The sequence below is a fragment of the Psychroserpens damuponensis genome, from assembly GCF_000826655.1.
Taxonomy (GTDB): domain Bacteria; phylum Bacteroidota; class Bacteroidia; order Flavobacteriales; family Flavobacteriaceae; genus Psychroserpens; species Psychroserpens damuponensis.
On the sequence record NZ_JXJO01000017.1, the window covers coordinates 327,290 to 353,127 of the forward strand.

Below are 25,838 nucleotides of genomic sequence, written 5' to 3' on the forward strand. Positions count from 1 at the left end.
CAAAGTAAAAATATAGATGGATACAAAAACAACGACTTACGTGCCTAACAAAGTAAAAGACATGTCTCTTGCTGCTTGGGGAAGAAAAGAAATTGAATTGGCTGAAGCTGAAATGCCAGGACTTATGAGTCTTCGTGAAGAGTACAAAAACGAACAACCGTTAAAAGGTGCTCGTATTGCTGGATGTCTTCATATGACAATTCAAACCGCTGTTTTAATTGAAACACTACAAGCTTTAGGTGCAGAAGTTACTTGGAGTTCTTGTAATATTTTCTCTACACAAGATCAAGCTGCTGCAGCTATTGCTGATGCAGGTACCGCTGTGTATGCATGGAAAGATATGACCGAAGAAGAATTTGATTGGTGTATCGAGCAAACGTTATTTTTTGGAGAAGATCGTAAGCCATTAAACATGATTCTTGATGATGGTGGTGATTTAACTAACATGGTTTTAGACAAATATCCAGAATTAGCTGAAGGTATTAACGGCCTTTCAGAAGAAACAACAACTGGAGTTCACCGTTTATACGAACGTGTAAAAAACGGAACATTACCAATGCCAGCAATTAATGTTAATGACTCTGTTACTAAATCTAAATTTGATAACAAATACGGTTGTAAAGAAAGTGCTGTAGATGCCATTCGTCGTGCAACAGATATTATGTTAGCAGGAAAACGTGTAACTGTTTGTGGTTATGGTGATGTTGGTAAAGGTACGGCTGCATCTTTTAAAGGAGCAGGTTCTATTGTAACCGTTACCGAAATTGACCCAATTTGTGCGTTACAAGCTGCAATGGATGGTTTTGAGGTTAAAAAACTAGAAACCGTTGTTGGTAACTCTGATATTGTAATTACTACAACAGGAAATAAAGATATCGTTCGTGCTGAGCATTTTGAAGCTATGAAAGACAAAGTTATCGTTTGTAATATTGGTCATTTTGATAACGAAATTCAAATGGATTGGTTAAACAAAACTCACGGTAATACTAAAGATACAATCAAACCTCAAGTAGATAAATATACTATTGATGGTAAAGATATTATCATCTTAGCCGAAGGTCGTTTAGTCAACTTAGGTTGTGCAACTGGTCACCCTAGTTTTGTAATGAGTAACTCATTTACTAACCAAACCTTAGCTCAAATCGAGTTATGGAAAAACGCTGATGCCTACGGAAATGAGGTATACATGCTACCTAAGCATTTAGATGAAAAAGTGGCTAAATTACACTTAGAAAAAATTGGTGTTGAACTTACAGAGCTTGCACCTTACCAAGCAGAATACATTGGTGTAACTGTAGAAGGACCATACAAACCTGAACATTACAGATACTAATTGTCATTTAGAGCGCAAGCGAAGAATCTCACATACAAAAAACCCAAACTTTCAAAAGAGAGTTTGGGTTTTCTTATTTAGCATAAAAAGTTCTTAACTTCACACAAATAAATGTTATGAATTCAGATAAAATTAATAGCTTAATCACAACCCTTGAAGCAGAGATAGCACACTATAAAATCTCTAATCCTGAAGTATCAAAAAGTAATGTAGCTTGGCATATAGACCATAGTCTAAAAGTGATTAACAAGGTGTGTGAAACACTTCAAAAATCTGAACCAGAAACGTATAAAAACAACTTTAGTTTTTTAGGAAAAGTATTTTTTTTCCTAGGTTTTTTTCCTCGCGGAAAAGCGAAAGCTCCCAAACATGTTATACCACCAGAAACCATTTTAAAAGCCGATTTGATATCGCAAATTGAACTAGCAAAGGCTAACATTAAAACCTTATCTAACTTAGATAAAAATGCCTATTTTAAGCATCCTTTATTCGGAAATGTAAATACTCCAAGAATTTATAGATTTTTAGAACTTCATACCAATCACCATGTCAAAATTATTGGTGAGATTGTTGGAAACTAAAAAAAGCCTCTCTTGATAAGAAAGGCTTTTCAAAAATGGATTAATTATTTATTTCTTAGGATGCACCAATTTCATTTCGTCAATTAAATGTTTTGCGCCTGCATACTTATCAACGATAAAGAGTACATAACGCAAATCAACCATAATGTTTCGGCAAATTTCTGGATCGTAATTCATATCACTCATCGTACCTTCCCAAACGCGATCAAAATTTAAACCAATTAAATTTCCTTCGGCATCAATCGCTGGACTACCTGAGTTTCCTCCTGTAGTGTGGTTTGTTCCTAGAAAACATACTGGCACTTTTCCGTTAGCATCAGCATATTGACCGTAATCTTTAGCGTCATATAAATCGATGAGCTTTTGAGGGACATCAAATTCATAATCTCCTGGCACATATTTTTCTATCACACCATCTAAATAGCTCACCGGATTGTAATACACAGCATCTCTTGGAGAATACCCTCTCACTTGTCCGTACGTCACACGAAGCGTACTATTTGCATCTGGAAAATAACGCTCTTCTGGCAGTACTTTCATCAAGGCTGTCATGTAAGTAGTTTGCAAGGCAGTGATGGGTTCATTTTTTTGTTGAAACTCAGCATTTATATCTCTATAAAACTCCTCAATCATCGGTTTAGCATATTTATAAGCCGAATCATTATTCAACTTTTCAAGCACGTCACTTGGCTCACCTTCTAATAATTTTAAGGCACTATCCAAATTAGTAAACGCAGTTGTATCATAAATACTAGCATCTACAGTTTTAGTGTAAAATGGCATGACAGCTTTAAACACACCTTTATCAACAGTAACATCATAATTTTTATGAATGCCTTTTAATCGATTTCTCATAGATTCTATAGCAGCTTCTAGATCTTGAGAATTTTCCATTTGATATGCTCTTATGGTCATATTCATTAATTCATTGGTAATAAAAAAGACTTCGATAAAGTTTCTACGTTTGATATTTATAGCCGAAAAGTCTTTATATAAGCGATCAAATTCTGGTAAGATATTTCCGTAGGTATCTTCCATACCTTGTTCTTTAAGTGCTTTGGTAAACGTGGCTTCAAATTCGCGACGTTTGGCTACGGCATTACTTTTTTTAATCCCTAAGTTTTCTCCAATCCATTTTTTCCATGCATTAGCGATTCTTGCTTGCTTTGATGCGTATTTAATTCGTACATCATCACTGGTTTTCATTTTAGCGTCTATCACTTTTAAAGCCGCTTCACGAATAGCGATATTGGTAGGGTTATATTCTTGAGTGATATGCTCAATAGCAACTGCAGGCAAGTACTCATCTGTAGTTCCTGGAAAACCAAAAACCATGGTAAAATCACCTTCTTCAATTCCGTCTAGGGAGATTGGTAAAAAGTGTTTTGGCTTGTATGGCTTGTTATCTTTACTATATGTTGCAGGTCGATTATTAGCATCTGCATAAATTCTAAACAACGAAAAATCACCTGTATGTCTTGGAAATACCCAATTATCTGTATCGCTTCCAAATTTACCGATGCTTGTTGGTGGTGCTCCAACCAAACGAATATCTTCAAAACGTTCTGTCACAAATAGAAAATATTGATTACCCTTAAAAAAAGATTTTAGTTTAACATCTTGCCATACTTCTTTAGTCCAGTCTTTTAAAATACCGTTTCCGTTTTTAGAAATTTGAGATTGTTTTTCTGTCTCAGTCATTGTATCGTTTAAACCTGCAAGCACCTGATTAGAAACATCATGAATACTAACTATAAACTCAACAAATAAGCCATTATTAGGTAATTCTTCATCTAGAGACATTGCCCAAAAGCCATCTTTTAAATAATCATTTTCTAATGACGAGTGGGACTGTATTTGACTAAAACCACAATGATGATTTGTTAATATTAATCCTTTTGGAGAAATCACCTCACTAGTACAACCACCATTAAAATGACCAATGGCATCTTTAAGACTAGAGTTATTGATATCATAAATATCTTTAGCAGTTAATTTGCTACCAAGGCTTTGCATTTCGGTTTCGTTCATCCCTTCTAAAAGAGAAGGAATCCACATGCCTCCTTGCTGTGCAGACAATTGAAAGGCGATCAAAAAGAATATAATTTTTAAGTATTTCATAGTACAATTATTAGTGTACGTAAAGATAAAAAAATACTTAAAATAAATTTAATTTATCGGCACGTTCAAACGCGTATTGAAGATCCAGTTTTTAACCAAATCGTTATTAGTTGATATTTCGGCAAAAACATAAATATTTGAAGTAAAGCAAGGTGATCTTTCTGCCAATTCTATCACCACTTTATCATCGCAATAGCTAGAATGTAAAAAATAAAGTTCTTTGTCTTTTATTACAACATAACCTACGTGATTGTCTAAACCTACAAAGTAAATTCCATCCTTATAAACAGAGTTAATTTTGATTTTTAAATTTTCAAAGCTCAAATTTCTAAACGTTTTTAGTTTTGCATTTGCTTGCAGCATTCTGGCTTCAGTGAGTCCTGCTTGCTGCGCCATTTTGTAACGATTTAGATTAAAACCAAAATGTTTTAAGGTTGTTGACACAAAATAACCACAAGCAATGTCGCCATCATTTGGTATGTTGGTGTGCCCATTAAAATCCCATTCGGTCCCATACCAATGAGGTACAATATCATTTAGTAATTTTGAATATAAGTAGTGAGAAGCACTATCAATCGCTTTTGCAGGATGTGTTTGGTATAGCGCTTTAAAATAAGCTCTATCGGTTGCGATGGTATTTAGAATAGTTTGGTAATTTTCTTTTGGCTTAAAGTTAAGATTCAGTTTTATAGAATCTAGAGAAGGCTCCATAGGTGCAACCGGAATTTCTATAGCTTCAATAACGCCTATTTTAGCCTGCTCTTCGATCTTGCTCTTTTCCGCAGATCTATGGCATGAAAATAATAAAACGAACACGATAAGATAGTAATTGTTGATAGTTGGTAGCGTTTGATTCTAGCACTACAACTCTTTTTTCTATTAATTATTATCTTTACAAGATGCAAATATCTCCAAAACTTAACAATGTCGAAACTTCGATATTTAGTGTCATGAGTGCTTTAGCAAATAAGCACAATGCGATTAATTTATCTCAAGGTTTCCCAAATTTCAAAAGTGATCAGAAATTGATTGATGCAGTTTCAAAAGCTATGAATTCTGGCTATAATCAATATGCACCAATGGCTGGTAATCTAGAATTACGCAAAGCCATTGCTAAAAAATTTGAATTACTTTACAACACATCTTACCATCCAGAGGTCGAAATCACAGTAACTGCTGGTGCTACTCAGGCCATTTTTACAATTATTTCAACGTTTGTAAGACCTGGTGATGAGGTCATTATTTTTAAACCAGCATACGATTGTTACGAACCTGCTATAACATTAAATGGAGGAAAACCAATTACAATACCGCTTAAAGCACCAAGTTATAATATAGATTGGAACCTTGTCGAGCAAGCTATTAATGACCACACTAAAATGATTATCATAAATACGCCTCACAATCCTAGCGGAACGACCTTATGCCAAACAGATCTTCTTAAATTACAAGAGCTCACCAACAACACAAACATTATCATTTTGAGTGATGAAGTTTATGAGCATATTATTTTTGATGGTGCGCAACACCAAAGTGTCTGCTTATTTAAGCAGCTAAAAGCACGTAGTTTTATAACGGCATCATTTGGAAAAACATTTCATAATACAGGCTGGAAAGTGGGTTATACTTGTGCTCCAAAAGAATTAATGGAGGCCTTTAGAAACGTACATCAATTTAATGTATTCTCTGTGCACCACCCAACACAAAAAGGATTGGCAGATTATTTAGCTGAGCATAGTCATTATCAAACTTTATCTAGCTTTTATCAAGATAAACGCGATACCTTTTTAAAGCTTATCAAGGATTCTAGATTTACATGGACACCTTCAAAAGGAACGTATTTTCAAGTGTTAGATTTTTCGGATATTACTTCGGAAAAAGATACAGATTTTGCAAAACGGCTTACTGTAGAAAAAGGTATTGCCTCTATTCCTTTATCAGTATTTAATACCCATGAAAGAGATGACAAAGTACTTCGCTTTTGTTTTGCTAAAACAGGAGACACATTAAAAATGGCTGCAGATATATTGAACAGAATTTAACGTAATTATAAGTGACTTTACAGTAGCACTTGTGTCTTATAAATAGAACCAATAAAATAAATTTATGAAATATATTATCACACTTTTAGTGTTAGTTTTTAGTATCACAATGCATGCTCAAGAAGTACAAAAAGACGGAAAAACTTACGACGTTAAAAAAGACAAAATTTTCTTAGATGGCAAAGATGTTACTGAAACATTAAGTATCGAAGAAACGGCTTCTATTTTAGAATCTGCTCGTTTAATTAATGAGAAACTAGCAACAACAGCAATTGCCGAAAAAGCAAAAGAAAAAGCTAAAAAAGAGGCTGAAAAACTTGAAAAGGCAAAGCAAAAAAACATTACAAAAACCGAAAAAGAAGCCAAAAAACTCGAAAAAGAGAAGAAAAAAGCTGAAAAAGCTCAAAAAAAGGCCGAAAAGGAATTAAAAAAACAAAAGAAAGCTCAAGCTAATTTAGACAAGGCAAATAAAAAACTTGATGCTGCGCAGAAAAAATATGAAAAGCTTAAAAGTAAAGGAAAATTATCTCCTGAGGATAACACAAAATGGCTTGATAAATTAGAAAAACTGCAAAAATCTATAAGTAAAGCTAAAAATAAAATCTAAAAAAAACTTAGGCTCAAACCATTAGAATCCATTGTAGTAGGTTTTAAACTACTAAAATGGATTTTTTTGTTGAATACATTTTAAAATTTGTAATTTTAAGACATGCAAAAAGAATTACAAGTTGCGCTTATACAATCAAATTTGGCTTGGGAAAATCCAGAGCAAAATAGAATTAATTTCGCTAGTAAAATTAGTGCCATTTTAGAACCTGTTGATCTTATTATACTTCCCGAAATGTTTACTTCTGGATTTACAATGCAGCCAGATCTAGTTGCAGAAACCATGACAGGAGATACCGTTTCTTGGATGCAAAAATTAGCAGCTATAAAACAAGCAGCAATTACAGGCAGCGTGGTTATTAAAGAAAATAACACCTATTTCAACCGGCTACTATTTGTATTTCCCGATGGTAAAATTAAACATTACGACAAAAAACACACGTTTACTTTAGCAGGTGAACACAAATATTACAGTGCTGGATCAGATATTTTGATGGTTCAATATTTAGGTTGGAAAATTTGTCCTTTGGTATGTTATGATCTTCGTTTTCCTGTTTGGGCAAGAAACACAACAGATTATGATGTTTTACTATATGTTGCTAATTGGCCAAAAATAAGGGTTGGTGCTTGGGATGCCTTATTAAAAGCGCGTGCTATAGAAAACATGAGTTATTGTATTGGAGTTAATCGTGTTGGATTAGATGCAAACAACTATGACTATTCTGGTAACTCTGCAGCATATGATGTGCTTGGTGAACGTATAGATACCATTACACCAAGTAAAGAAGTTACAGAAATTGTAACACTTAAAAAAGAGCACATTTCTAAATATAGAGCAAAACTTGGATTTTTAAACGATAGAGATTCGTTTAGTCTAAAAGCGTAAACGTTTCTACAGGATCCCAATTAGCTCTAGCTTCAATAATTTCGGTTTTGTAGCTTATGCGCTCGGCTTGTCGTTGTTCTAAATAATTTCCAGAATCCCATTTTTGGTTTCCGTTAGTATCAAAAACCACTCTTAAGAAGTAATTTCCTGGTGTTAGGTTTCTAAAATCAAACAAACGGTCTTCTGTAGCAAATTGCTCATATTTAACCTCATCTTTATCTGTTATGAGTTGAACAATTGCAGGATAGGTCATGTTTCTTAACGTTATTCTAATGTTAGAATAGTCTGAGTATAATTTTGTTTTAGCAGCGAATTTAAGTGTATCATTTACATTTCCGAAGAAATCCTCAATAGCTCCTGGTAACATCGTCATATTATACTGCTGTTTTTCTTGCTTCTCAAATTGTAAACTATACAAATTATCAATGGTATTGAATGTTGTTTTAAATGGTACAATCACTGAATCTCTATCTAAAATTTGAATTTGTTTTTCATTAAATTTCGTAAAAGGTATTGACCCAGTAATTTGCACATCATCATTAAAACCTAATGTTGATGGCGATAGCATATTTATGGTTAAAGAATCTTTATCTATAGATCTAAACCTGTGTTTTAGGGTATCAATAAACGTTTTATTTCTAACAATAAATTGTGTAGAATCTAATGCTAACTTTGGTTTATACCAATAATATAAAGTATCTGCCTTGGGATCTTTTGTAATTACGGTTGTAAATCCCTCTGGTTTATTATCTAACAACTCAATTGCCATTGTTTTATAATCTCCTTCATAGCCAAATCCTATTTTTTGACCAGCAGCTTGACGCGGTTTTTTAGCATCAAAATTAAGAGTTTCTTTAAATAATTTTATCGTAAAAAGAGAATCTGTTGGAGCGGTAATAAAACCTTCATAAAACCCTATTTTATCTTTGTCTTGCTGAAATGTGAAGTTCCCATTATCGTCTTTTAAAGCAACCAATTTATAGGTTCCAGGTTTAATGTTATCTATACTGAAAGTGGTGAGACTATCTAATGTATTGGTAATGTATTTGGGTTTGCTTTTATACACAATAGAATCTGTATACGTAGAATCTTTCTCATATAACATGACAGAAACAAATTCTTCGGGAATTCTATTTTCGGCATCTAAAATTTGGCCTTTTACAGATAGTGAATCGATATAATCTCCTGTAGAAAACACGTATCTATAATAATCGTAAGGGTTTTCTTCATTATTATCTACAATACTTTGTCCAAAATTAAACGCATATGTAGTATTATCTGCTAAGGTGTCATTTATAATAATAGTAACGTATTTGCTTGCTGTACCTAGAGGAGTTACTGTTGGCTCTGGATCCATTGGTGGAGAAACAATGAGTTGTTTTTGAAGGTTATTAATTTTAACATATTCGTCAAAATAAATTTTAATTTCCTTGCCTTTAAAATTAGTCGTCATATTCTCTGGCAAAGATTTTATAATCACAGGTGCATCTACATCTTTGTCTCCTCCAGAAGGTGTGCCTCTATTGGCGCAACTTATTACTAGCGACAAAATAATAAGTATAACTAAACTTTGTAAAATGTGTTTACGCATGTGTACTTCTAATTTCAACAAATTAACAATAAACCTATGTATCTTCAAAACAATTTAATATCAGTTTAACCTTAGATTTAAAAGGTTGCTAGAATTAATCTGTAATTGACATTGTAGCCAAACTTAGTGTAATCCCTTTAATATCTAATAATACATTGGCACAATCTTCTATTGTAGCTCCTGTAGTAATAATATCGTCTACAATAAGAATATGTTTATTTTGTAAACTATCTCCATTTACAATTTTAAAATTGGTGTGAATTCTCGAATTTCGTTTTAATCTATCTTTAAAAACTTGTGTTTTAGTATGCGTAGTTTTTATTAAAACCGACGTATTATAGTCTGCATTTAAAGCCTTTGCTATTGCAATACCAAATTTATCAACTTGATTGAAACCTCTAGATTTGAGTTTCTTTTTATGTAATGGCACAGGTATAACGACATCTATGTTTGAGTAGCCTTTAATCGTCTTCAATTCTTCACCTAGCCATTCTCCCAAAAATTGACCAATTTCTTCATGGCCTTTATATTTGAGATTATGCATGAGTTGTTGTACAATACCTTTTTTAGAAAAATGAAGTAATGCAGTGGCCTGTTCTAATTTCACCCTTCCATAGAGTATTTTATGAACAGCATTATCAGGATCATCATGAAAATTTGTTAGTGGCAAATTATGTCTACAATGTGTGCAAATTTGTTGTTCATTATCAGATAAATGATTGCCACAAGCATTACAAGCTTCAGGAAAAAACAAGTTTAACAAGTTTTTTATCATTTCAACGATTAAAATTATTTATTGCTAACATATTCTTTAGTTTCGCACGATTAAATAACGAAATTAATAATGATAGTTAACCCTCAATTATTTAACTACAGATTAATTATTGGTTCTTTAATTATTGCCGTTGCAGCTTTAACTGTTTACAGTTTTACAAGTTACAAATCCATTGCATCGCATCAGCAATTTTTAGAACAAGAAAAGAAGCTAGTTGAAAGTGAATTGTCCCAAATGATCACACGCTATGATGACGTTTCAATTTCCAATGATCTGATTACTTCCAAACTGGAAGACGCTAAACGAGCAACCATACTAACTTTGGATTCTCTTAAAATGGTACGTAGCGATCTTTCTATACTTGCAAAATTCAAACAACAACTCTTTAACATAAAACTTAAAAATAAGGTTTTATTCAATACTATAGACTCTTTAGACGAAGTTAATAAAGGTTTAGAAAGAGAAAAACTGCTTGCTTACAGTGAATTGCGCAAACAGCAAAACGAGAATTCAACCTTACTTCAACAAAACAAAAACTTAAATAAAAGTATAGAAAAAGGCGCATTATTAACTGCCAATTCTTTTAAAGCAGAAGGTTTTGAAAACCTATTTGGAGCTAAAGCATCAAGCAACAAAGCTAAAAAAGTAGAAAGTATTGAAGTATGTTTTATTCTTGCTGAAAACGCTTTAACAGAAGCCGGAGAAAAAGAACTCTACATACAAATTTTAAATCCTAGAAATAATGTGGTTGCAGACAAAGGCTCTGTGAATTTTGGAAACTCAAGCCTTATTTACAGCGCTAAAGAAATCATAAACTACAATAATGAAGTTGTAGAAGTTTGTATTGATGTCGATAGTGATGTAAATGATAAACCGTTTGAAAAAGGAATGTATTACATCTCTATTTTTCACAAAGACAGAAGACTAGGAAGTACAGAAGTAAAATTGAATTAAAAAATAGTTTAAAATCAACCTTATAATTTATTAAAAACCGCACAATTTATTGGAGCGGTTTTTTATTTTTGCAGTATGGCAAACGAAGATCAATTTAAAAAAGTACTCTCGCACGCAAAGGAGTATGGTTACGTATTTCAAAGTAGTGAAATTTACGACGGATTAAGCGCAGTTTACGATTATGCTCAAAATGGAGTAGAACTCAAAAAAAACATTCGTGACTACTGGTGGAAAGCCATGGTACAAATGAATGACAATATTGTAGGTATTGATGCTGCAATTTTGATGCACCCAACAACCTGGAAAGCCTCTGGTCACGTAGATGCTTTTAATGATCCTTTAATTGATAATAAGGATTCTAAAAAACGCTATCGTGCAGATGTTTTAGTAGAAGACTATTGTGCTAAAATTGAAAACAAGATAGATAAGGAAGTTAAAAAAGCCGAAAAACGCTTTGGAGACGCTTTTAATAAAGAAGAGTTTGTAAGCACCAACGGAAGAGTTGTAGGCTACCAAGAAAAAATAGATACCATTCTAAAACGTTTAGGTCAATCTTTAGAAAAAGAAGATTTGGCAGATGTAAAAGCGCTAATTGAAGAATTAGAAATTGCAGATCCACTAACAGGCTCTAAAAACTGGACAGAAGTCAAACAATTTAATTTAATGTTTGGTACTAAGTTAGGAGCCAGCGCAGAAAGCGCAATGGATTTATACTTACGTCCAGAAACTGCTCAAGGTATTTTTGTTAACTTTTTAAACGTTCAAAAAACGGGACGCATGAAGATTCCTTTTGGGATTGCTCAAACAGGAAAAGCTTTTAGAAATGAAATCGTAGCAAGACAATTTATCTTTAGAATGCGTGAGTTTGAACAAATGGAAATGCAGTTTTTCATCAAACCAGGTACTCAAAAAGAATGGTTTGAACACTGGAAAGAAACTAGAATGAAATGGCACTTATCTTTAGGTATGGGTCAAGACAATTACCGTTTTCATGATCATGAAAAATTAGCACATTATGCAGATGCTGCTACAGATATAGAATTTAAATTCCCATTTGGGTTTAAAGAACTAGAAGGAATCCACTCACGTACAGATTTTGATTTAAAACAACATGAGGAATTTTCTGGTAAGAAGTTACAGTATTTTGATCATGAAGACAAAGAAAATTACACACCTTACGTCTTAGAAACCTCTATTGGTTTAGATCGTATGTTTTTGGCTGTATTCTCTAATGCTTTAGTTGAAGAAGAATTAGAAAACAATACAACCAGAACCGTTTTAAGATTACCAGCAGTTATAGCACCAACAAAAGCCGCAATTTTACCATTGGTTAAAAAAGATGGCTTACCAGAAGTGGCAAAACAAATTTTAGACGATTTAAAATGGGATTTCAATGTCACTTACGATGAAAAGGATGCTGTAGGAAGACGTTACAGAAGACAAGATGCTAACGGTACACCATTTTGTATCACTGTAGATCATGACACTTTAGAAGACAATACAGTAACCATTCGTCATCGTGATACCATGGAGCAGCAACGCGTTAAGATTGAAGACTTAAAAGATATTATCAAAAAAGAAGTGGATGTTAAGCATTGGTTACAGAAAATGTAATTCAATTATTTTTTCGCTCGTGCTGAGCTTGCCTGCACTGAGCGTAGTCGAAGTGTCGAAGTATCAAGAATTTAAAAACTCCCAAATCTAAACGATTTGGGAGTTTTTTATCTTCAAAAATTAATTAGTATCAACTCTACTCCAGCCTCTTTGAGAACTCATAAATACCAATCTATATTTATATAGTTTCCCATTAACTTTCTTTAATAAAAATAAAGGCTTTGTATCAGCTAATAAAATTTGCAAATCACAAAAGTCATACTTAGAAAGCTCATCCAACTTTAAAATAGTATTTGTTTTGTAATCAAAATTCAATAATTCATCTTTCATTTCTTCAAATTCCAAATACTCAAAATCTTTTGACAAGTTATCTAACTCAAAATTATATATGCAGTCTCTACCGTCACTAGCCTGTAAACCAAAGCTTAACAAAACTCGATTATTAGTATTTTCTATCCTCATATCTTTCTCATATAATAAATATGTAGGTTCTTCACTTTGTCCCTGACAAAAGGAGAAATTAAATAATATCATTAACAAATAAATAAAATGTTTCATATTAATTACAATTATCGTTATAAAATTGAGCAGTTAAATTATTTATTAAATTTAACTTAGTAAATTCAGTAGGTGTCAAATTGGAAAAAGCAATTGTTCCAGCTAAACCTTTCCACGCAAATAATTCAAAATATTCTGACATACTAATATTAAAATACCATTATTATTTAAGTGATTTTCAAAAGGGTTTAGAGGATCATCCAGTAATAAATGGTAAGAGTTTAGATCCTCTATTATTCTATCCCTATAACCAAGTACATTAAACATGTCATGTTGCCAATTGGAATTTAATGGCCCACCATTATATGAACTGTATTGATCAACTAGAGTTGCAAACAATATATCACCTAAATCAGATTGAATTATTTGTCCATTAGAAAAATTAAATAAAACTTGCCAGTTACTAGCACCATATCCAGCACTAGTTATAATTCCTAACTGTATACACCTTTCTAAAAGTTCAGCATGTATTGACTCATGGACTAAAACTAAAGCACAACTACTGTAATCTTCGTCTCCTAGTACGTGATTATCGCCTCCAGTGCAAGGGACATCATAACAAACTATAGTAGTCGCCAAATCAATAAACTCAGGTTCGCATCCTCTACCATGCATTAAATCATCATCACTAATAGTTATAATGGTTTGACCAGTATCATCACAATTAATAACTCCATTTTCTTGAATAACACAATTTACGTAGGATATCAAGAATTGCGAATAGCTTCCATCTGCAAATTCTTTATATACATAATTTTCTAAGATGCTGTAATCCAGTAAATCTGTTTGCTCTCTAAAAGCAAAAAAAGTATAGGTGGTAAAACCCTCTTGTTCTATAATTTGTACTTTAGAATCATCAATTGTAAATCCATAAATAGAGGAAGTCATAAATCTGGATGAACGCTTTGGGAGGTTAATTTCTTCTATGCGTTGAGATAGTTTTGGTTTTTCAGCTTTAATGTGAGGCCAATTATTAATAGTGATACTAATTTCGTTTATATTTTTACTAGTAGTTTCATCAGGTTTTAGATTATCATCTTTTTCACAACTAAAAGTGAAAAGGAAGAGTCCTAAAGCAAATAGGATAAGTTTAAAATAATTTTTCAGAAGTGTATAAAATAGTATAAATTAATATTTGATGATTTGCTATTAATCAAAATCAACTTTCAAGCGAGGGAGAATTATTTGCAAATATAGAATATATACTACAAATATATATTAAAGCGTTTGTTAAAATTTGGCTTAAAACGGTTTTGAATTACGGTTTTTCCGCAGTATACAAGTATAGCCTACGCTGAACACACTAAAAATAAGCCTTCAATTGCACAGTTCCTGTATGAATTGTTTTGCTGGTTTCTGTTTTTCTTCCGAAGTAATTAAAGTTTAAATCCAAGAATTTAGTCAGTTTTCTTTGAGCCAATAAACTCCAAGTAAAGTTATTTCCTGGCTGTAAACCTTCTAATATTTGATAAGACACAGGTGTATTTGCATTACCTGTAAATTCGTTTTTAAAAAAGTTAACTTCTCCTGTTAATGCCATTTTATTTGCCTTGTTAAAGGTAAATGACAATCCGTAATTATTTTGCAACAATTGCTCCATACTGCCAATAGTATTATCTTTTGAAGTGTATTGATAAAACACATCAAAACGTGCATTTTCACTAAAAAGATATGATAATTTAGGTTGAAATCTTATCTCGTCAAGATTGTAATTACGTGATGAAAAGTTCTCGCTTAAACTTTCATTGATTTCAAAACTAGATTGTAAATTAAGAAGCCAATTGGTCCAAAATTTATGATTAAACTGTAATTGATGACTTTCAATAGAATTTTCTTGAAACCCTATAGATAAAGTCGTTCTATTGGTATTTGCCAAATACGTATATGAAGTTGTATACTTTTGTTTCCCTCTATTAAAAAACAATACGTTACGAATACTTTTGTTTAGCGCAAGCTGATTCTCTTCAGAGGTAGAAAACGGATTTAAATCAAACTCCTCGCCTTCTCTCCTATTTTTTCTATCTACCAAATAAGAGGTTTGATTGTAAAAATGAGACCAGAATTTCTTACTTTTTTCTTCGGAAACTGCCCATTGTTGCGGATTAATAGTCACCGTTTGACTAAATCTATTTTGATGCGTTTTTACAAACACTTGATTGGGTAGCAATACTCTAATATATTCGCCTTCATCTGTAAATTGAGCAACTTCAAACTCGTTGAGTTCTTGAATTCCGTTGTCATTATAATCAATCCAAGTATAAGCACCTTGTCCAGGTTCTACAGCAACATAGGTAAAATCTTGTTGCGCTAAAGTTCCTGAATTAGTTTCAAAAACAGTGTTTAAAAGCACGAGGTTATTCCATAATTTCTGATTAAAATTCAATCTAGAATTTAAAGAATTTTCATCTTCTATGGTTTCGTCTTCATTTTTTAGTTTTCGGTAATTAGCATAAATGCCCAAATTTGTGTTTTTATTCTGAATAATTTTAGACTTTATATAATACGTATTTGAGGTATTAACACGCTTCACTTGGTTGTCTCGCAAACTGTCATTAACACGATGTTTATAACCAACTTCTACAAAAACGCCTGTACTGTCTCCTATTCCCGTAAATACTTCGTAGGAGTTAAAACGCTGACTTAAGCTGGTTAGCAAATCGGTTTCCCTATCACGTTGCTCATTATCTTCTAAAGCGATTCTAGTCCCAACCCATTGCTTGGCAAAATTATAAGTGACACGATTAAAAGTACGCACAAATGTTGACGTTGAGAGACTACTTTTATTATTTAAAATACTGGAGTTTGAAAAAATATTGATATCCTTAAACTGTAAATTAGCAAAGACATTGTGTTTATTTCCATTAAAATTCTCAGAGTAATTTAAATGCTCAAATTGATACGATGCTAATCCTTTTTTAGGATGTACCAATTCTAAACCAGACGATAATAAAGCTTGATTACCTAATGGGTTTTCTAAATTCCAATCACGATTAAATTCGGCTCTATACAAACGCTGTATAGTTTCATAATTCTTATTAATAATGTCTGCGTCAATATTAACATTAAGACTCCAAAGACTATCAGATTTGATAATATTTTGATTAACACGAAGCTTGGCAGCAAAACCATCATTATTACCATCATCAAAACTAGAAAACAAATTTTCATCATTTTTACTTCCCGAAAGTTCAAAAAACACATCGGTTTTTTCGGTAGGTTTATAGCTTCCATTAACAACGGCAACTTGTAATTTTTCAGGAGCAATTAAACGAACAATAGGTTCATAATTTCCTTGCGGAACACCGTTTATAGGATCTACATATTCAAAAATGTTTTCAATCGCGTTACTATTTATCAACACATAATTACCAAGATTAGCACCAACCAAGGTAAAACGCACACTAAACAAATCGTCATCTTCATTATTTGAAAACACAAAACGTTCTATACCTCCAATAATTTCTTTTTTATATAAAATTCGGTTTTCATCGTAGGCTTCGGAAACATCTGAAGGTGCAATCATTAGCGTTTCATCATCACCTGCGTTAGATAAAATCTCTACTTGTTCTGCCGAAAGATTTTGCTGTAAGGGTTGGTTTTTAGCATCTGCTTCAGAATAGACAGAAACGCCAAGTTTTAATTTTTCAGATTCATAAGCACCTCCTCCAAAAATGGTAAATCGAGAGAAATTACGTTCACTAAACTGATAATCTACGGTAATTCTCATTTCCGAAGTGATAGGATATGTAGCATTAAAAATGATTTCTCCTGCGTTGTAATCTATGATATAATCTTTGTTTTCGCCACGCTCAATTGGGAGACCATTGACGTAAACGGTTTCACTGCCAGACACAATTAAAACAAATAATTCATTATTGGGACCTGTCAATTTATAAGGACCTTGGTTACCTTCTTGTGCAGTAAATTGGCTGGTTGTAAATTGGCCTCTCACCAAAGCTCCAGATGCAAAAAGTGTAGTTTTTGAGTCGTCATCTCCAAAATTTGCAGCCACTTGTAACCCTTGTACTCGTTTGGTGAAATTGGCAAAATAACTGTTGGTGTTTGCTAAATCTATATCACCTGCTCTTATATTCCAACGGTCACTAAAAAGCTCTATAAATACTTGATCAAATTCATCTAAGCGTTGTGAATACCCACTTTCTTGCAACGGAATATTTGCATCTTGTATTGATGCTCTCAGCGAGACTTTATCACTTAATTTCCCAGAAATTTGTAAATCTAACTCACTATTTAAAACTGAGTTTTGGTTGTTTCCCAACGTAACACCTCTTGAAATACTTCCCGATGTGCTTAAACCTCCAAATGGCGTGTAGTTTTTCTGAATATTAGATTGATTGAGTTTATAGAGTCTCTGTAAATTATCTGTATTTTCTACAATGATCTTTTTGTCGAGTTGAGCGTATTTCCGCGTTAAAAAATCTGGGTAGCGTAAATAGGAAATTTCTATAGAATCTACTTCAATAGGTTTCTTAAACGTTAATATAGCTTTAGTAAAATCAACCTTGTAAAAGGATGTATCTATTAATGTTTGGTTTGTTTTTCTAAGAAAAAACCAGCTAGAATTAATGCTTACGGTATCAATTTTAACAGAATCTCTAACCACCACTTTTTTTGTTCTATAATTAGATGTTGGCTCTTGTGCAAAAGCACAAAAGGACAGCATAAAACAAATAAGAGAAATAGCAATTTTCATTCAGTATATTAACTTTAAAAGGCAGAAATTATTTTATGGTTAAAATGCCCTTAAAATAGTCGTGTAAAAGTACAGTATTATTTATTTTAGCTGAAATGTTAAAATACAACTATGAAAATCATCTCCTACAACGTTAATGGCATAAGAGCAGCAATGAAAAAAGGCTTTGTTGATTGGCTTATAAGTGCAAATCCTGATGTGATTTGCCTTCAAGAAATCAAAGCTATGAAAGAGCAAGTTGATATTGAAGCCATTGAAAATGCTGGATATAAATACAACTATTGGTTTAGTGCGCAAAAAAAAGGCTACAGTGGTGTCGCTATTTTAAGTAAAATAGAACCTAAGCATGTGGAGTATGGCACAGGAATAGAATCAATGGATTTTGAAGGTAGAAATATTAGAGCAGATTTTGACGGAGTTTCAGTTATGAGTATGTATTTACCTTCAGGAACAAACGATGCACGTTTGGCTCATAAATTTGAATACATGAATATGATTCATCAGTATTTGAACGATTTGAGAGCAGAACACCCAAATCTCATTGTACTTGGCGATTATAATATTTGTCATGAGGCAATTGATATTCATAACCCTAAAATGAAAGGTGTATCTGGTTTTTTACCAGAAGAACGTGAATGGCTGGGGAATTTTATAGATAGCGGATTTATAGACTCATTTAGACATTTACATCCAGAAAAACAGGAATTCTCATGGTGGAGTTATAGAGCAAATTCTCGTGCCAATAATAAAGGATGGCGATTAGATTATGCCATGGTAAGTGAAGCAATACAAGATAATATCAAACGAAGCGTTATACTTACCGAAGCTGTACATAGCGATCATTGTCCTATTTTAGTAGAGATGGAATAGTTAGTTCACAGTTAGCAAAAAATATTAGAATAAAAACAAATCGAAATACAAATACCTATGCTTAAAAAATTGTCATTAATAGCACTAACATTAGTACTAACAACGTCCTGCGTTTCTAAAAAAATCTATACAGATTTAGAAAGTAAGTATGCTAATCTAAAAAAAGAGAACAGAAAATTAGCAGATAGTAATCGTGATCTAGAAACCGCTTTAAACCAAGCTAAAAATGATTTAAATGCATCTCAAGATGATTACGATAATGCTATTGCCGATCGTAATCGTTGGGAAGGAGAATACAAAGCATTAGTAAGAGAAAAAGAAAATCTTGAAGCCTCTTATAACGCATTAGAAAAAAACAGTAGTGCATCAATTGCCGAAAATTCTAAAAAGAATAGAGAATTATTAGCTGAACTCGAAGCTAAAGAGCAAGCTTTACTTGCAGAAAACGCACGACTAGAAAAACTAAAAAAAGAATTAGAATCTAGATCTCAACGTGTTGCTGAGTTAGAACACGTCATAGCGAGTAAAGATGCTGCAATGACTAAACTTAAAGATGCTATATCTAAAGCCTTAACCAATTTTGAAGGTAAAGGATTAACAGTAGAACAACGCAACGGGAAAGTTTATGTGTCTATGGAAAATAAACTCCTTTTTAAATCGGGAAGTTGGGCAGTTGGATCTCAAGGTAAACAAGCTGTGCAACAGCTAGGAGACGTATTAGCCGAAAATCCAGAAATTGCTATTTTAATTGAAGGTCATACTGATGATGTACCTTATAAAGGAAATAATCAATTAAGTGGAAATTGGGATTTATCTGCTAAACGTGCTACTGCTATCGTTAACATATTAAGAGAAAACCCATCCATACAACCAGAGAACCTAACTGCTGCAGGTCGTGGCGAATTTGCTCCAATAGCTAGTAATGAAACTTCGGTTGGAAAAGCACAAAATAGACGTATAGAAGTCATTTTAACGCCTAAGTTGGATGAAATTTCTAAGCTGCTAAATGATATATAACTCATAGACATTTCTCATCTCTAGATTCTTCAGTCGTACCTCCTTCTGAATGACATTAAACTTTTTTTGTCATTCAGAGCAAAGCGAAGAATCTCATACGAAATACTTCTCTTGATTGCTGAGCCTAGTCAAAGTACAAGGGAAGGTAGATTTGATTTTAATAAAGAAATCAAAGACGGAAAGATTACAAAACCTTAACATACATTTAGACCTTTCTAGCTTTAAAAAGCTGAAAGGTCTTTTTATATTTACATACATTTAAGTTTAACTAAAGAGATTCCCATTTTCATGGGAACTAAAGATGAAATACACAACCTTACCTAAAACAGATATAAAAGTTAGTAAAATTTGCTTAGGCACCATGACTTGGGGAAATCAAAACACCCAAGACGAAGGCTTTGCTCAAATGGATTTAGCGTTAGACAACGGCATTAATTTTTTTGATACTGCAGAGTTATATCCAGTTCCTGCAGAACAAAAAACCTATGCAGAAACCGAAAGAATCATTGGTAACTGGTTTGAAAAAACTGGCAATCGTGATAAAGTCGTTTTAGCTAGTAAAATTGCTGGCACAGGTGATTACACAGCACATATTAGAACTAACGGATTTAGTAAAGACGCACTCAACGATGCCGTTAACAATAGCTTAAAGCGTTTAAAAACCGATTATATAGATTTATACCAATTACATTGGCCTGAGCGTCAAACTAACACATTTGGCGTAAGGGATTACAATCATATTACTAATGATCCTTGGACAGATAATTTTAATGAGATTCTTCATAATCTAGATGACATCATAAAATCTGGAAAAATTCGTCAGGTTGGTATTTCAAATGAAAAAGCTTGGGGAACGATGCGTTATTTAGAAGAATCAAAAACAAATGATTTGCCTAGAATGGTGACCATACAAAATGCCTATTCTTTACTTAATCGTGTTTTTGAAGGAGATATGGCAGAAGTTGCTATTCGTGAGGACATTGGATTGTTGGCTTATTCTCCTATGGCATTTGGTGTTTTATCAGGAAAATACCTCAATGGTAAAGCACCAGATAATTCAAGATTGAAGTTATTTCCAAGATTTGCAAGATACAGCAGTGACAATTGTACAGAAGCTACAAAACGTTATCTTAAAATTGCTGAAGATCACAATATGACCTTAGCACAAATGTCTTTGGCTTTCGTAACCGATAGACCTTTTATAACGAGTAATATTATTGGAGCAACCTCTTTAGAGCAATTAGAAGAAAATATTGAGAGTGTGAATATTACGTTAAGTGACGAGATTTTAAAAGCGATAAATGAAGTGCATGCAGATATTCCTAATCCTGCGCCTTGATTTCTTTTCTTCGGAAATGTGCTTTAATTAAAAACACGCTTCCGTTAGCGTTCGTTTGTAACGCGTGCCTAAAGCACTAATTATAATGAAACACTAGCGATGGTTGTTATAGTTTTCTGTCACTACGAGCGAAATCTTGTAATCTCTTCTTTAATTAAAAGATTCTTCAGTCGTGCCTCCTTATGAATGACAAACTTGCTAGTAATTTATAATGATGCGAAAGCATATTTAAAATGCTTAGCGATAGTGTTAAGACCAATTGGTTTTGTCTAGATGATTTCCGAAGAAAAATAAAACCTATTAAAAACAAAAATCTGCGATGGCGTTCGTTTGTAACGCGTGCCTAAAGCATTAATTATAATGAAACACTAGCGATGGTTGTTATAGTTTTTTGTCACTACGAGCGAAATCTTGTAATCTCTTCTTTAATTAAAAGATTCTTCAGTCGTGCCTCCTTCTGAATGACAAACTTGCTAGTAATTTATAATGATGCGAAAGCATATTTAAAATGCTTAGCGATAGTGTTAAGACCAATTGGTTTTGTCTAGATGATTTCCGAAGAAAAATAAAACCTATTAAAAACAAAAATCTGCGATGGCGTTCGTTTGCAACGCGTGCCTAAAGCACTAATTATAATGAAACACTAGCGATGGTTGTTATAGTATTCTGTCACTGCGAGCGAAATCTTGTAATCTCTTCTTTAATTAAAAGATTCTTCAGTCGTGCCTCCTTCTGAATGACAAACTTGCTAGTAATTTATAATGATGCGAAAGCATATTTAAAATGCTTAGCGATAGTGTTAAGACCAATTGGCTTTGTCTAGATGATTTCCGAAGAAAAATAAAACCTATTAAAAACAAAAACCCCTTTTCGCATTTCGAAAAGGGGCTTTAGATATTATTTGATTTCCTTACCATTTTTATCAATAAAATGGTATTCAAGATATGTGTAAGCATCTCTAGGTAAAACTTTTACCCATTTTTTGTGTTCCATAAACCACTTAGAACGTACTGATGGAAACCCTTTGGTTATAAAGGCTGCTATAAATGGATGCGCATTAAGCGTTATCTTTTTATAGTCTTTTTTAAAGAGTCTCTCTAGGTCTTGAGTAATTTTTTGAATCACTTTAATAGGTGCTTCAATTTCTTCACCTGCAATACCATTTGGATTTTCTTCTTTTGTTTTAATATTGCGTTCTGGGCGAACACGTTGTCTGGTAATTTGTATTAAACCAAACTTACTAGGAGGCAAAATTTTGTGTTTTGCCTTATCATCTTTCATTTCGTCACGAAGATGATTGTACAATTTTTTTCGATTCTCTGCTTTATTCATATCAATAAAATCTACTACGATAATGCCTCCCATATCACGTAAACGTAATTGACGAGCAATCTCTGAAGCAGAAATCATATTGACTTCTAATGCAGTGTCTTCTTGATTTTTTTCTTTGTTAGATCTATTACCACTATTAACATCAACAACATGCATCGCTTCGGTATGTTCTATTACCAAATAAGCGCCTCTTGCCATAGATACTGTACGACCAAAGGAGGTTTTTATTTGACGTTCTATTCCAAACTTTTCATAAAGTGGTACGCCATTTTTGTACATTTTCACTATTGATTCTTTAGCAGGTGCAATTTCTTGCACGTAATCTTTAATTTGTTCATAAAGCACTTCGTCATCTACTGTAATGCTAGAGAATGAATCATCAAAAATATCTCTTAATATTGAAGAGGCTTTATTCATTTCACTTAACACCTTACTAGGATGATGTGCTTTATTTAATTTTTTACACATTGCTGTCCATCTACTCAGCAAATTTTGTAAATCTTTATCGAGTTCGGCAACTTTTTTGCCTTGTGCGACTGTACGAATTATAACACCAAAACCTTTAGGCGTAATACTCTTTACCAAACGTTTTAAACGTTCTTTTTCTTCTTTAGAATCAATCTTTTGAGAGATTGAAATACGATCAGAAAATGGTACAAGAACTATATAACGGCCTGCAATTGACAACTCGCTACTAATACGAGGGCCTTTGGTTGAAATTGGTTCTTTTACAATTTGTACTAATAGAGATTGATTAGATTTTAAGACGTTAGCAATGCTTCCGTTTTTGTCTATATCTTTCTCAAACTGAAAATTTTTCAGTAAAAAATCGGTATGTCTACCTGCGCTTACACGTTTAACGAATTTTAAAAGTGACGGTAATTTTGGTCCTAAATCATGATAATGCAAAAACGCATCTTTTTCATAACCTACATTTACAAATGCAGCATTTAGACCAGGAACAGATTTGCGTGTTTTGGCAATAAATATATCACCAACTGCAAAGTTGTTATCATCTTCATCTTTGTGTAATTCGATAAGTTTTCCATCTTTTAATAAGGCAAAATCAACAACATCAGAACTCGATCTAATAATCAATTCTTTTTCCATTTTGTTAATTTTAATCTATTTTGATTCATTTCAAAACAGATGGATATTATTTTGACACAGGATATTTAATCCAGCAAACTCATGTATTATGTTGGTAAAACATAAATAACTCATGAATTTTATATCAAAGAACGTTGTTATAAATAAACTCTTCTTGATTTTTTCTGTTTTGTAAAAAGCAAAAAAAATCAAGATGAGCTAAAATTGAAAAAGTAGTTATAAAACTACTTTTTCAATTTATTTTTTCTTGTGACGATTAGCGCGTCTACGTTTTTTACGCTTATGCGTCGCTACCTTGTGTCTTTTTCTTTTTTTACCACTTGGCATAAATAAGTATTTTTTAAATTAATATTCGTTTAAATACCGAAACCTTTTCGATACCTGTGTTTTAGTTTACTTCAACGTTTGTCTTAACACCTTCTACGAATACTTTTGCAGGTTTAAATGCAGGAATATTGTGTGCAGGTATTTTGATTGTTGTGTTTTTTGAAATGTTACGCCCAGTTTTTTCGGCTCTTGTTTTTACAATAAAACTTCCAAAACCTCTAAGGTATACATTGTCTCCACCTTCTAATGAAGATTTAACTTCTTCCATGAATGTTTCAACTGTTGCTTGAACATCTCCTTTTTCAATTCCTAATTTATCAGAAATTTTAGCTACTATATCAGCTTTTGTCATTGTTATTAATTTTAGGGTTATCTATTAATTATAAGGGATGCAAATATATGTAATTTAATTTCAATATTTCAAGCGTAATTAATTAAAATTTAACCTACTAAAGATTTACTTTTGTATTTATTGAATATTCTAAATGAATTTTACCACAATTTTAACATATTGGTACTCAGTTAATAAGCGAGACTTACCTTGGAGAAGCACCAAAAATCCTTATCATATTTGGTTGAGTGAAATAATTATGCAGCAAACCCAAATTAAGCAAGGGTTACCATATTATGAAGCTTTTGTTACCAGTTTTCCGTCAGTTTTTGACTTAGCAAATGCCAATGAACAAGACGTTTTAAAGCTTTGGCAAGGATTAGGATATTATTCTAGGGCTCGAAATTTACATGCATCTGCAAAATATATTTGCAATGAATTACAGGGTGTGTTTCCTACGACTTATAATGATATCATAAAGTTAAAAGGTGTTGGTGATTATACAGCAAGTGCTATTTCGTCTATTTGCTTTAATGAAGCTCATGCTGTTGTTGATGGAAATGTGTATCGTGTGCTTTCTAGGTTTTTTGGAATTTCTACTCCTATTAATAGTACTCCAGGTATAAAAGAGTTTAAAGCCTTGGCTACAAAACTTCTTGACACCAATAATCCTGGTGATTATAATCAAGCACTTATGGAGTTTGGCGCTATACAATGTAAACCTAAAAATCCAAATTGCGACGTGTGTCCCTTAAATGCAAGTTGTGTTGCGGTGCAAAAAAAACAAGTAGATCTATTACCTGTAAAACTTAAAAAGACGAAAGTCACCAAAAAGCACTTTAATTTTTTAGTGCTCATTTCCGAAGATAAAAAAACCTTATTTGAAAAACGTACTTCAAAAGGGATTTGGCAAAACCTATATCAATTTCCTTTAATTGAAAGTGACACAGAAATTACTGCTGCAAACTTTGAAAACCATGCTTTGATTAAAGCGTATTTTAAAACTGAAGATTTTACTTTTAGCATTTTTAATCCAGAACCTATAGTCCATAAATTATCACATCAACATCTTTATACTAAATTTTGGATTATTGAGGTGAAAACGATCAATGGAGATAGTGTTCCATTTTCCGAAGTAAAAACATATCCAACACCTATTTTAATTAGTAATTTTATTACGACGTTTAATTTCCCATTTTAGAAATTACATATATTTTTCATACTTTTAATACCATGATTACAAATTGCTTAATTTTGTAAGCTTAAACAAAATAGATTATGTCAGGAACATTAAATAAAGTGATGCTTATTGGGCATTTGGGAGATGAAGTAAAGATGCATTATTTTGATGGTGGAAATTGTGTTGGCCGTTTTCCTTTAGCAACCAATGAAACCTATACCAACAAACAAACTAACGAGCGTGTTACAAATACAGAATGGCATAATATTGTTGTAAGAAATAAAGCGGCAGAGATTTGTGAAAAATATTTATCTAAAGGCGATAAGGTATATATTGAAGGGCGACTTAAAACTAGAAAATGGCAAGACGACAAAGGTATGGATCGCTACTCTACAGAGATCCAGTGTACAGATTTCACGTTTTTATCTGCAAAAAATGATAATCAAGGCGGAAATGTGCCAACTCCAAACCCTCAACAAGCTGCGCAAAAACCAGCTAGTAATCCTGCAACTCAATCTAAAACTGAGGGTACTGATGATCTTCCGTTTTAATTAAAA

At 32.7% G+C, this 25,838-nt stretch carries 21 protein-coding genes; 12 read left to right on the forward strand and 9 right to left on the reverse strand.

The window, feature by feature from the left end; all coding sequences use genetic code 11:
- Positions 1-16: 16 nt before the first annotated feature.
- Both ahcY and TD29_RS10285 read left to right on the forward strand, forming a co-directional pair.
- Complete coding sequence (gene ahcY, locus TD29_RS10280; RefSeq protein ID WP_040280491.1) at positions 17-1,333, forward strand: adenosylhomocysteinase; 1,317 nt, start codon at positions 17-19, stop codon at positions 1,331-1,333.
- Positions 1,334-1,449: 116 nt separating this feature from the next.
- Positions 1,450-1,914 (forward strand): DinB family protein, encoded by a 465-nt coding sequence (locus TD29_RS10285; protein WP_040280492.1) that lies wholly within the window; start codon positions 1,450-1,452, stop codon positions 1,912-1,914.
- Between the two features lie 48 nt (positions 1,915-1,962).
- Here the strand turns inward: TD29_RS10285 and TD29_RS10290 are convergent, their stop codons facing one another.
- On the reverse strand, positions 1,963-4,035 hold the full coding sequence (locus tag TD29_RS10290; protein WP_040280494.1) for a S46 family peptidase: 2,073 nt from the start codon (positions 4,033-4,035) through the stop codon (positions 1,963-1,965).
- A 48-nt stretch (positions 4,036-4,083) separates the two neighbouring features.
- Positions 4,084-4,851, reverse strand: a complete 768-nt coding sequence (locus TD29_RS10295) for a hypothetical protein (protein ID WP_152611497.1) — start codon at positions 4,849-4,851, stop codon at positions 4,084-4,086.
- 83 nt (positions 4,852-4,934) lie between these two features.
- On the opposite strand from TD29_RS10295, the gene TD29_RS10300 reads away from it, so the two are divergent.
- The 3 genes from TD29_RS10300 (at position 4,935) to TD29_RS10310 (ending at position 7,569) form a co-directional block, all read left to right on the forward strand.
- Entirely contained in the window at positions 4,935-6,077 is a 1,143-nt protein-coding gene (locus tag TD29_RS10300; RefSeq protein WP_040280495.1) for a methionine aminotransferase, read from the forward strand.
- A gap of 64 nt (positions 6,078-6,141) precedes the next feature.
- Entirely contained in the window at positions 6,142-6,684 is a 543-nt protein-coding gene (locus TD29_RS17940; RefSeq protein ID WP_052467076.1) for a BAR domain-containing protein, read from the forward strand.
- Between the two features lie 102 nt (positions 6,685-6,786).
- Positions 6,787-7,569: an amidohydrolase gene (locus tag TD29_RS10310; protein WP_040280496.1), complete on the forward strand. Its 783-nt coding sequence runs from the start codon at positions 6,787-6,789 to the stop codon at positions 7,567-7,569.
- Here the strand turns inward: TD29_RS10310 and TD29_RS10315 are convergent.
- Both TD29_RS10315 and TD29_RS10320 read right to left on the reverse strand, forming a co-directional pair.
- Positions 7,553-9,160, reverse strand: a complete 1,608-nt coding sequence (locus TD29_RS10315) for an Ig-like domain-containing protein (protein WP_040280497.1) — start codon at positions 9,158-9,160, stop codon at positions 7,553-7,555. The genes TD29_RS10310 and TD29_RS10315 overlap by 17 nt on opposite strands.
- Positions 9,161-9,254: 94 nt before the next feature.
- Positions 9,255-9,935: a ComF family protein gene (locus TD29_RS10320; RefSeq protein ID WP_040280498.1), complete on the reverse strand. Its 681-nt coding sequence runs from the start codon at positions 9,933-9,935 to the stop codon at positions 9,255-9,257.
- A 69-nt stretch (positions 9,936-10,004) separates the two neighbouring features.
- Here TD29_RS10320 and TD29_RS10325 point away from each other — a divergent pair, with 69 nt between their 5' ends.
- A complete protein-coding gene (locus TD29_RS10325; protein WP_040280499.1) occupies positions 10,005-10,889 on the forward strand; it encodes a hypothetical protein in 885 nt (294 codons plus the stop codon).
- Positions 10,890-10,964: 75 nt separating this feature from the next.
- Complete coding sequence (locus TD29_RS10330) at positions 10,965-12,503, forward strand: glycine--tRNA ligase (RefSeq protein ID WP_040280501.1); 1,539 nt, start codon at positions 10,965-10,967, stop codon at positions 12,501-12,503.
- A gap of 120 nt (positions 12,504-12,623) precedes the next feature.
- Here TD29_RS10330 and TD29_RS10335 read toward each other — a convergent pair whose 3' ends face one another.
- The 3 genes from TD29_RS10335 to TD29_RS10345 all read right to left on the reverse strand — a co-directional run bounded on the left by TD29_RS10335 (position 12,624) and on the right by TD29_RS10345 (position 17,775).
- Positions 12,624-13,061 carry a hypothetical protein gene (locus TD29_RS10335; RefSeq protein ID WP_040280502.1) on the reverse strand — a complete coding sequence of 146 codons (438 nt, stop codon included), beginning with the start codon at positions 13,059-13,061 and terminating at the stop codon, positions 12,624-12,626.
- Between the two features lie 102 nt (positions 13,062-13,163).
- Positions 13,164-13,949: a hypothetical protein gene (locus TD29_RS10340; RefSeq protein ID WP_040280504.1), complete on the reverse strand. Its 786-nt coding sequence runs from the start codon at positions 13,947-13,949 to the stop codon at positions 13,164-13,166.
- 415 nt (positions 13,950-14,364) lie between these two features.
- A complete protein-coding gene (locus TD29_RS10345; RefSeq protein ID WP_040280505.1) occupies positions 14,365-17,775 on the reverse strand; it encodes a hypothetical protein in 3,411 nt (1,136 codons plus the stop codon).
- 111 nt (positions 17,776-17,886) lie between these two features.
- Between TD29_RS10345 and TD29_RS10350 the strand changes: the two genes are divergently transcribed.
- The 3 genes from TD29_RS10350 to TD29_RS10360 all read left to right on the forward strand — a co-directional run bounded on the left by TD29_RS10350 (position 17,887) and on the right by TD29_RS10360 (position 21,001).
- Positions 17,887-18,645, forward strand: coding sequence for an exodeoxyribonuclease III (locus tag TD29_RS10350; RefSeq protein WP_040280506.1), 759 nt, complete (start codon positions 17,887-17,889; stop codon positions 18,643-18,645).
- A gap of 57 nt (positions 18,646-18,702) precedes the next feature.
- Entirely contained in the window at positions 18,703-19,662 is a 960-nt protein-coding gene (locus tag TD29_RS10355) for an OmpA family protein (protein ID WP_040280507.1), read from the forward strand.
- A gap of 301 nt (positions 19,663-19,963) precedes the next feature.
- The gene (locus tag TD29_RS10360; protein WP_040280508.1) at positions 19,964-21,001 is read left to right on the forward strand and encodes an aldo/keto reductase; all 1,038 of its coding nucleotides are present in this window, start codon (positions 19,964-19,966) and stop codon (positions 20,999-21,001) included.
- Positions 21,002-21,898: 897 nt separating this feature from the next.
- On the opposite strand, the gene TD29_RS10365 is transcribed toward TD29_RS10360, so the two are convergent.
- Both TD29_RS10365 and TD29_RS10370 read right to left on the reverse strand, forming a co-directional pair.
- Positions 21,899-23,443: an Rne/Rng family ribonuclease gene (locus TD29_RS10365; protein WP_040280509.1), complete on the reverse strand. Its 1,545-nt coding sequence runs from the start codon at positions 23,441-23,443 to the stop codon at positions 21,899-21,901.
- A gap of 388 nt (positions 23,444-23,831) precedes the next feature.
- Complete coding sequence (locus tag TD29_RS10370) at positions 23,832-24,122, reverse strand: HU family DNA-binding protein (RefSeq protein WP_028870804.1); 291 nt, start codon at positions 24,120-24,122, stop codon at positions 23,832-23,834.
- Positions 24,123-24,255: 133 nt separating this feature from the next.
- On the opposite strand from TD29_RS10370, the gene mutY reads away from it, so the two are divergent.
- Together mutY and TD29_RS10380 are read left to right on the forward strand one after the other, a co-directional pair.
- A complete protein-coding gene (gene mutY, locus TD29_RS10375; RefSeq protein WP_040280510.1) occupies positions 24,256-25,302 on the forward strand; it encodes an A/G-specific adenine glycosylase in 1,047 nt (348 codons plus the stop codon).
- 77 nt (positions 25,303-25,379) lie between these two features.
- Positions 25,380-25,832 (forward strand): single-stranded DNA-binding protein, encoded by a 453-nt coding sequence (locus tag TD29_RS10380; RefSeq protein WP_040280511.1) that lies wholly within the window; start codon positions 25,380-25,382, stop codon positions 25,830-25,832.
- Positions 25,833-25,838: the final 6 nt, after the last annotated feature.

Coding starts and splice junctions, on each gene's coding strand:
- ahcY (WP_040280491.1), top strand. CDS start 17: ATGGATACAAAAACAACGACTTACGTGCCTAACAAAGTAAAAGACATG.
- TD29_RS10285 (WP_040280492.1), top strand. CDS start 1,450: ATGAATTCAGATAAAATTAATAGCTTAATCACAACCCTTGAAGCAGAG.
- TD29_RS10290 (WP_040280494.1), bottom strand. CDS start 4,035: ATGAAATACTTAAAAATTATATTCTTTTTGATCGCCTTTCAATTGTCT.
- TD29_RS10300 (WP_040280495.1), top strand. CDS start 4,935: ATGCAAATATCTCCAAAACTTAACAATGTCGAAACTTCGATATTTAGT.
- TD29_RS17940 (WP_052467076.1), top strand. CDS start 6,142: ATGAAATATATTATCACACTTTTAGTGTTAGTTTTTAGTATCACAATG.
- TD29_RS10310 (WP_040280496.1), top strand. CDS start 6,787: ATGCAAAAAGAATTACAAGTTGCGCTTATACAATCAAATTTGGCTTGG.
- TD29_RS10315 (WP_040280497.1), bottom strand. CDS start 9,160: ATGCGTAAACACATTTTACAAAGTTTAGTTATACTTATTATTTTGTCG.
- TD29_RS10320 (WP_040280498.1), bottom strand. CDS start 9,935: ATGATAAAAAACTTGTTAAACTTGTTTTTTCCTGAAGCTTGTAATGCT.
- TD29_RS10325 (WP_040280499.1), top strand. CDS start 10,005: ATGATAGTTAACCCTCAATTATTTAACTACAGATTAATTATTGGTTCT.
- TD29_RS10330 (WP_040280501.1), top strand. CDS start 10,965: ATGGCAAACGAAGATCAATTTAAAAAAGTACTCTCGCACGCAAAGGAG.
- TD29_RS10335 (WP_040280502.1), bottom strand. CDS start 13,061: ATGAAACATTTTATTTATTTGTTAATGATATTATTTAATTTCTCCTTT.
- TD29_RS10340 (WP_040280504.1), bottom strand. CDS start 13,949: ATGACTTCCTCTATTTATGGATTTACAATTGATGATTCTAAAGTACAA.
- TD29_RS10345 (WP_040280505.1), bottom strand. CDS start 17,775: ATGAAAATTGCTATTTCTCTTATTTGTTTTATGCTGTCCTTTTGTGCT.
- TD29_RS10350 (WP_040280506.1), top strand. CDS start 17,887: ATGAAAATCATCTCCTACAACGTTAATGGCATAAGAGCAGCAATGAAA.
- TD29_RS10355 (WP_040280507.1), top strand. CDS start 18,703: ATGCTTAAAAAATTGTCATTAATAGCACTAACATTAGTACTAACAACG.
- TD29_RS10360 (WP_040280508.1), top strand. CDS start 19,964: ATGAAATACACAACCTTACCTAAAACAGATATAAAAGTTAGTAAAATT.
- TD29_RS10365 (WP_040280509.1), bottom strand. CDS start 23,443: ATGGAAAAAGAATTGATTATTAGATCGAGTTCTGATGTTGTTGATTTT.
- TD29_RS10370 (WP_028870804.1), bottom strand. CDS start 24,122: ATGACAAAAGCTGATATAGTAGCTAAAATTTCTGATAAATTAGGAATT.
- mutY (WP_040280510.1), top strand. CDS start 24,256: ATGAATTTTACCACAATTTTAACATATTGGTACTCAGTTAATAAGCGA.
- TD29_RS10380 (WP_040280511.1), top strand. CDS start 25,380: ATGTCAGGAACATTAAATAAAGTGATGCTTATTGGGCATTTGGGAGAT.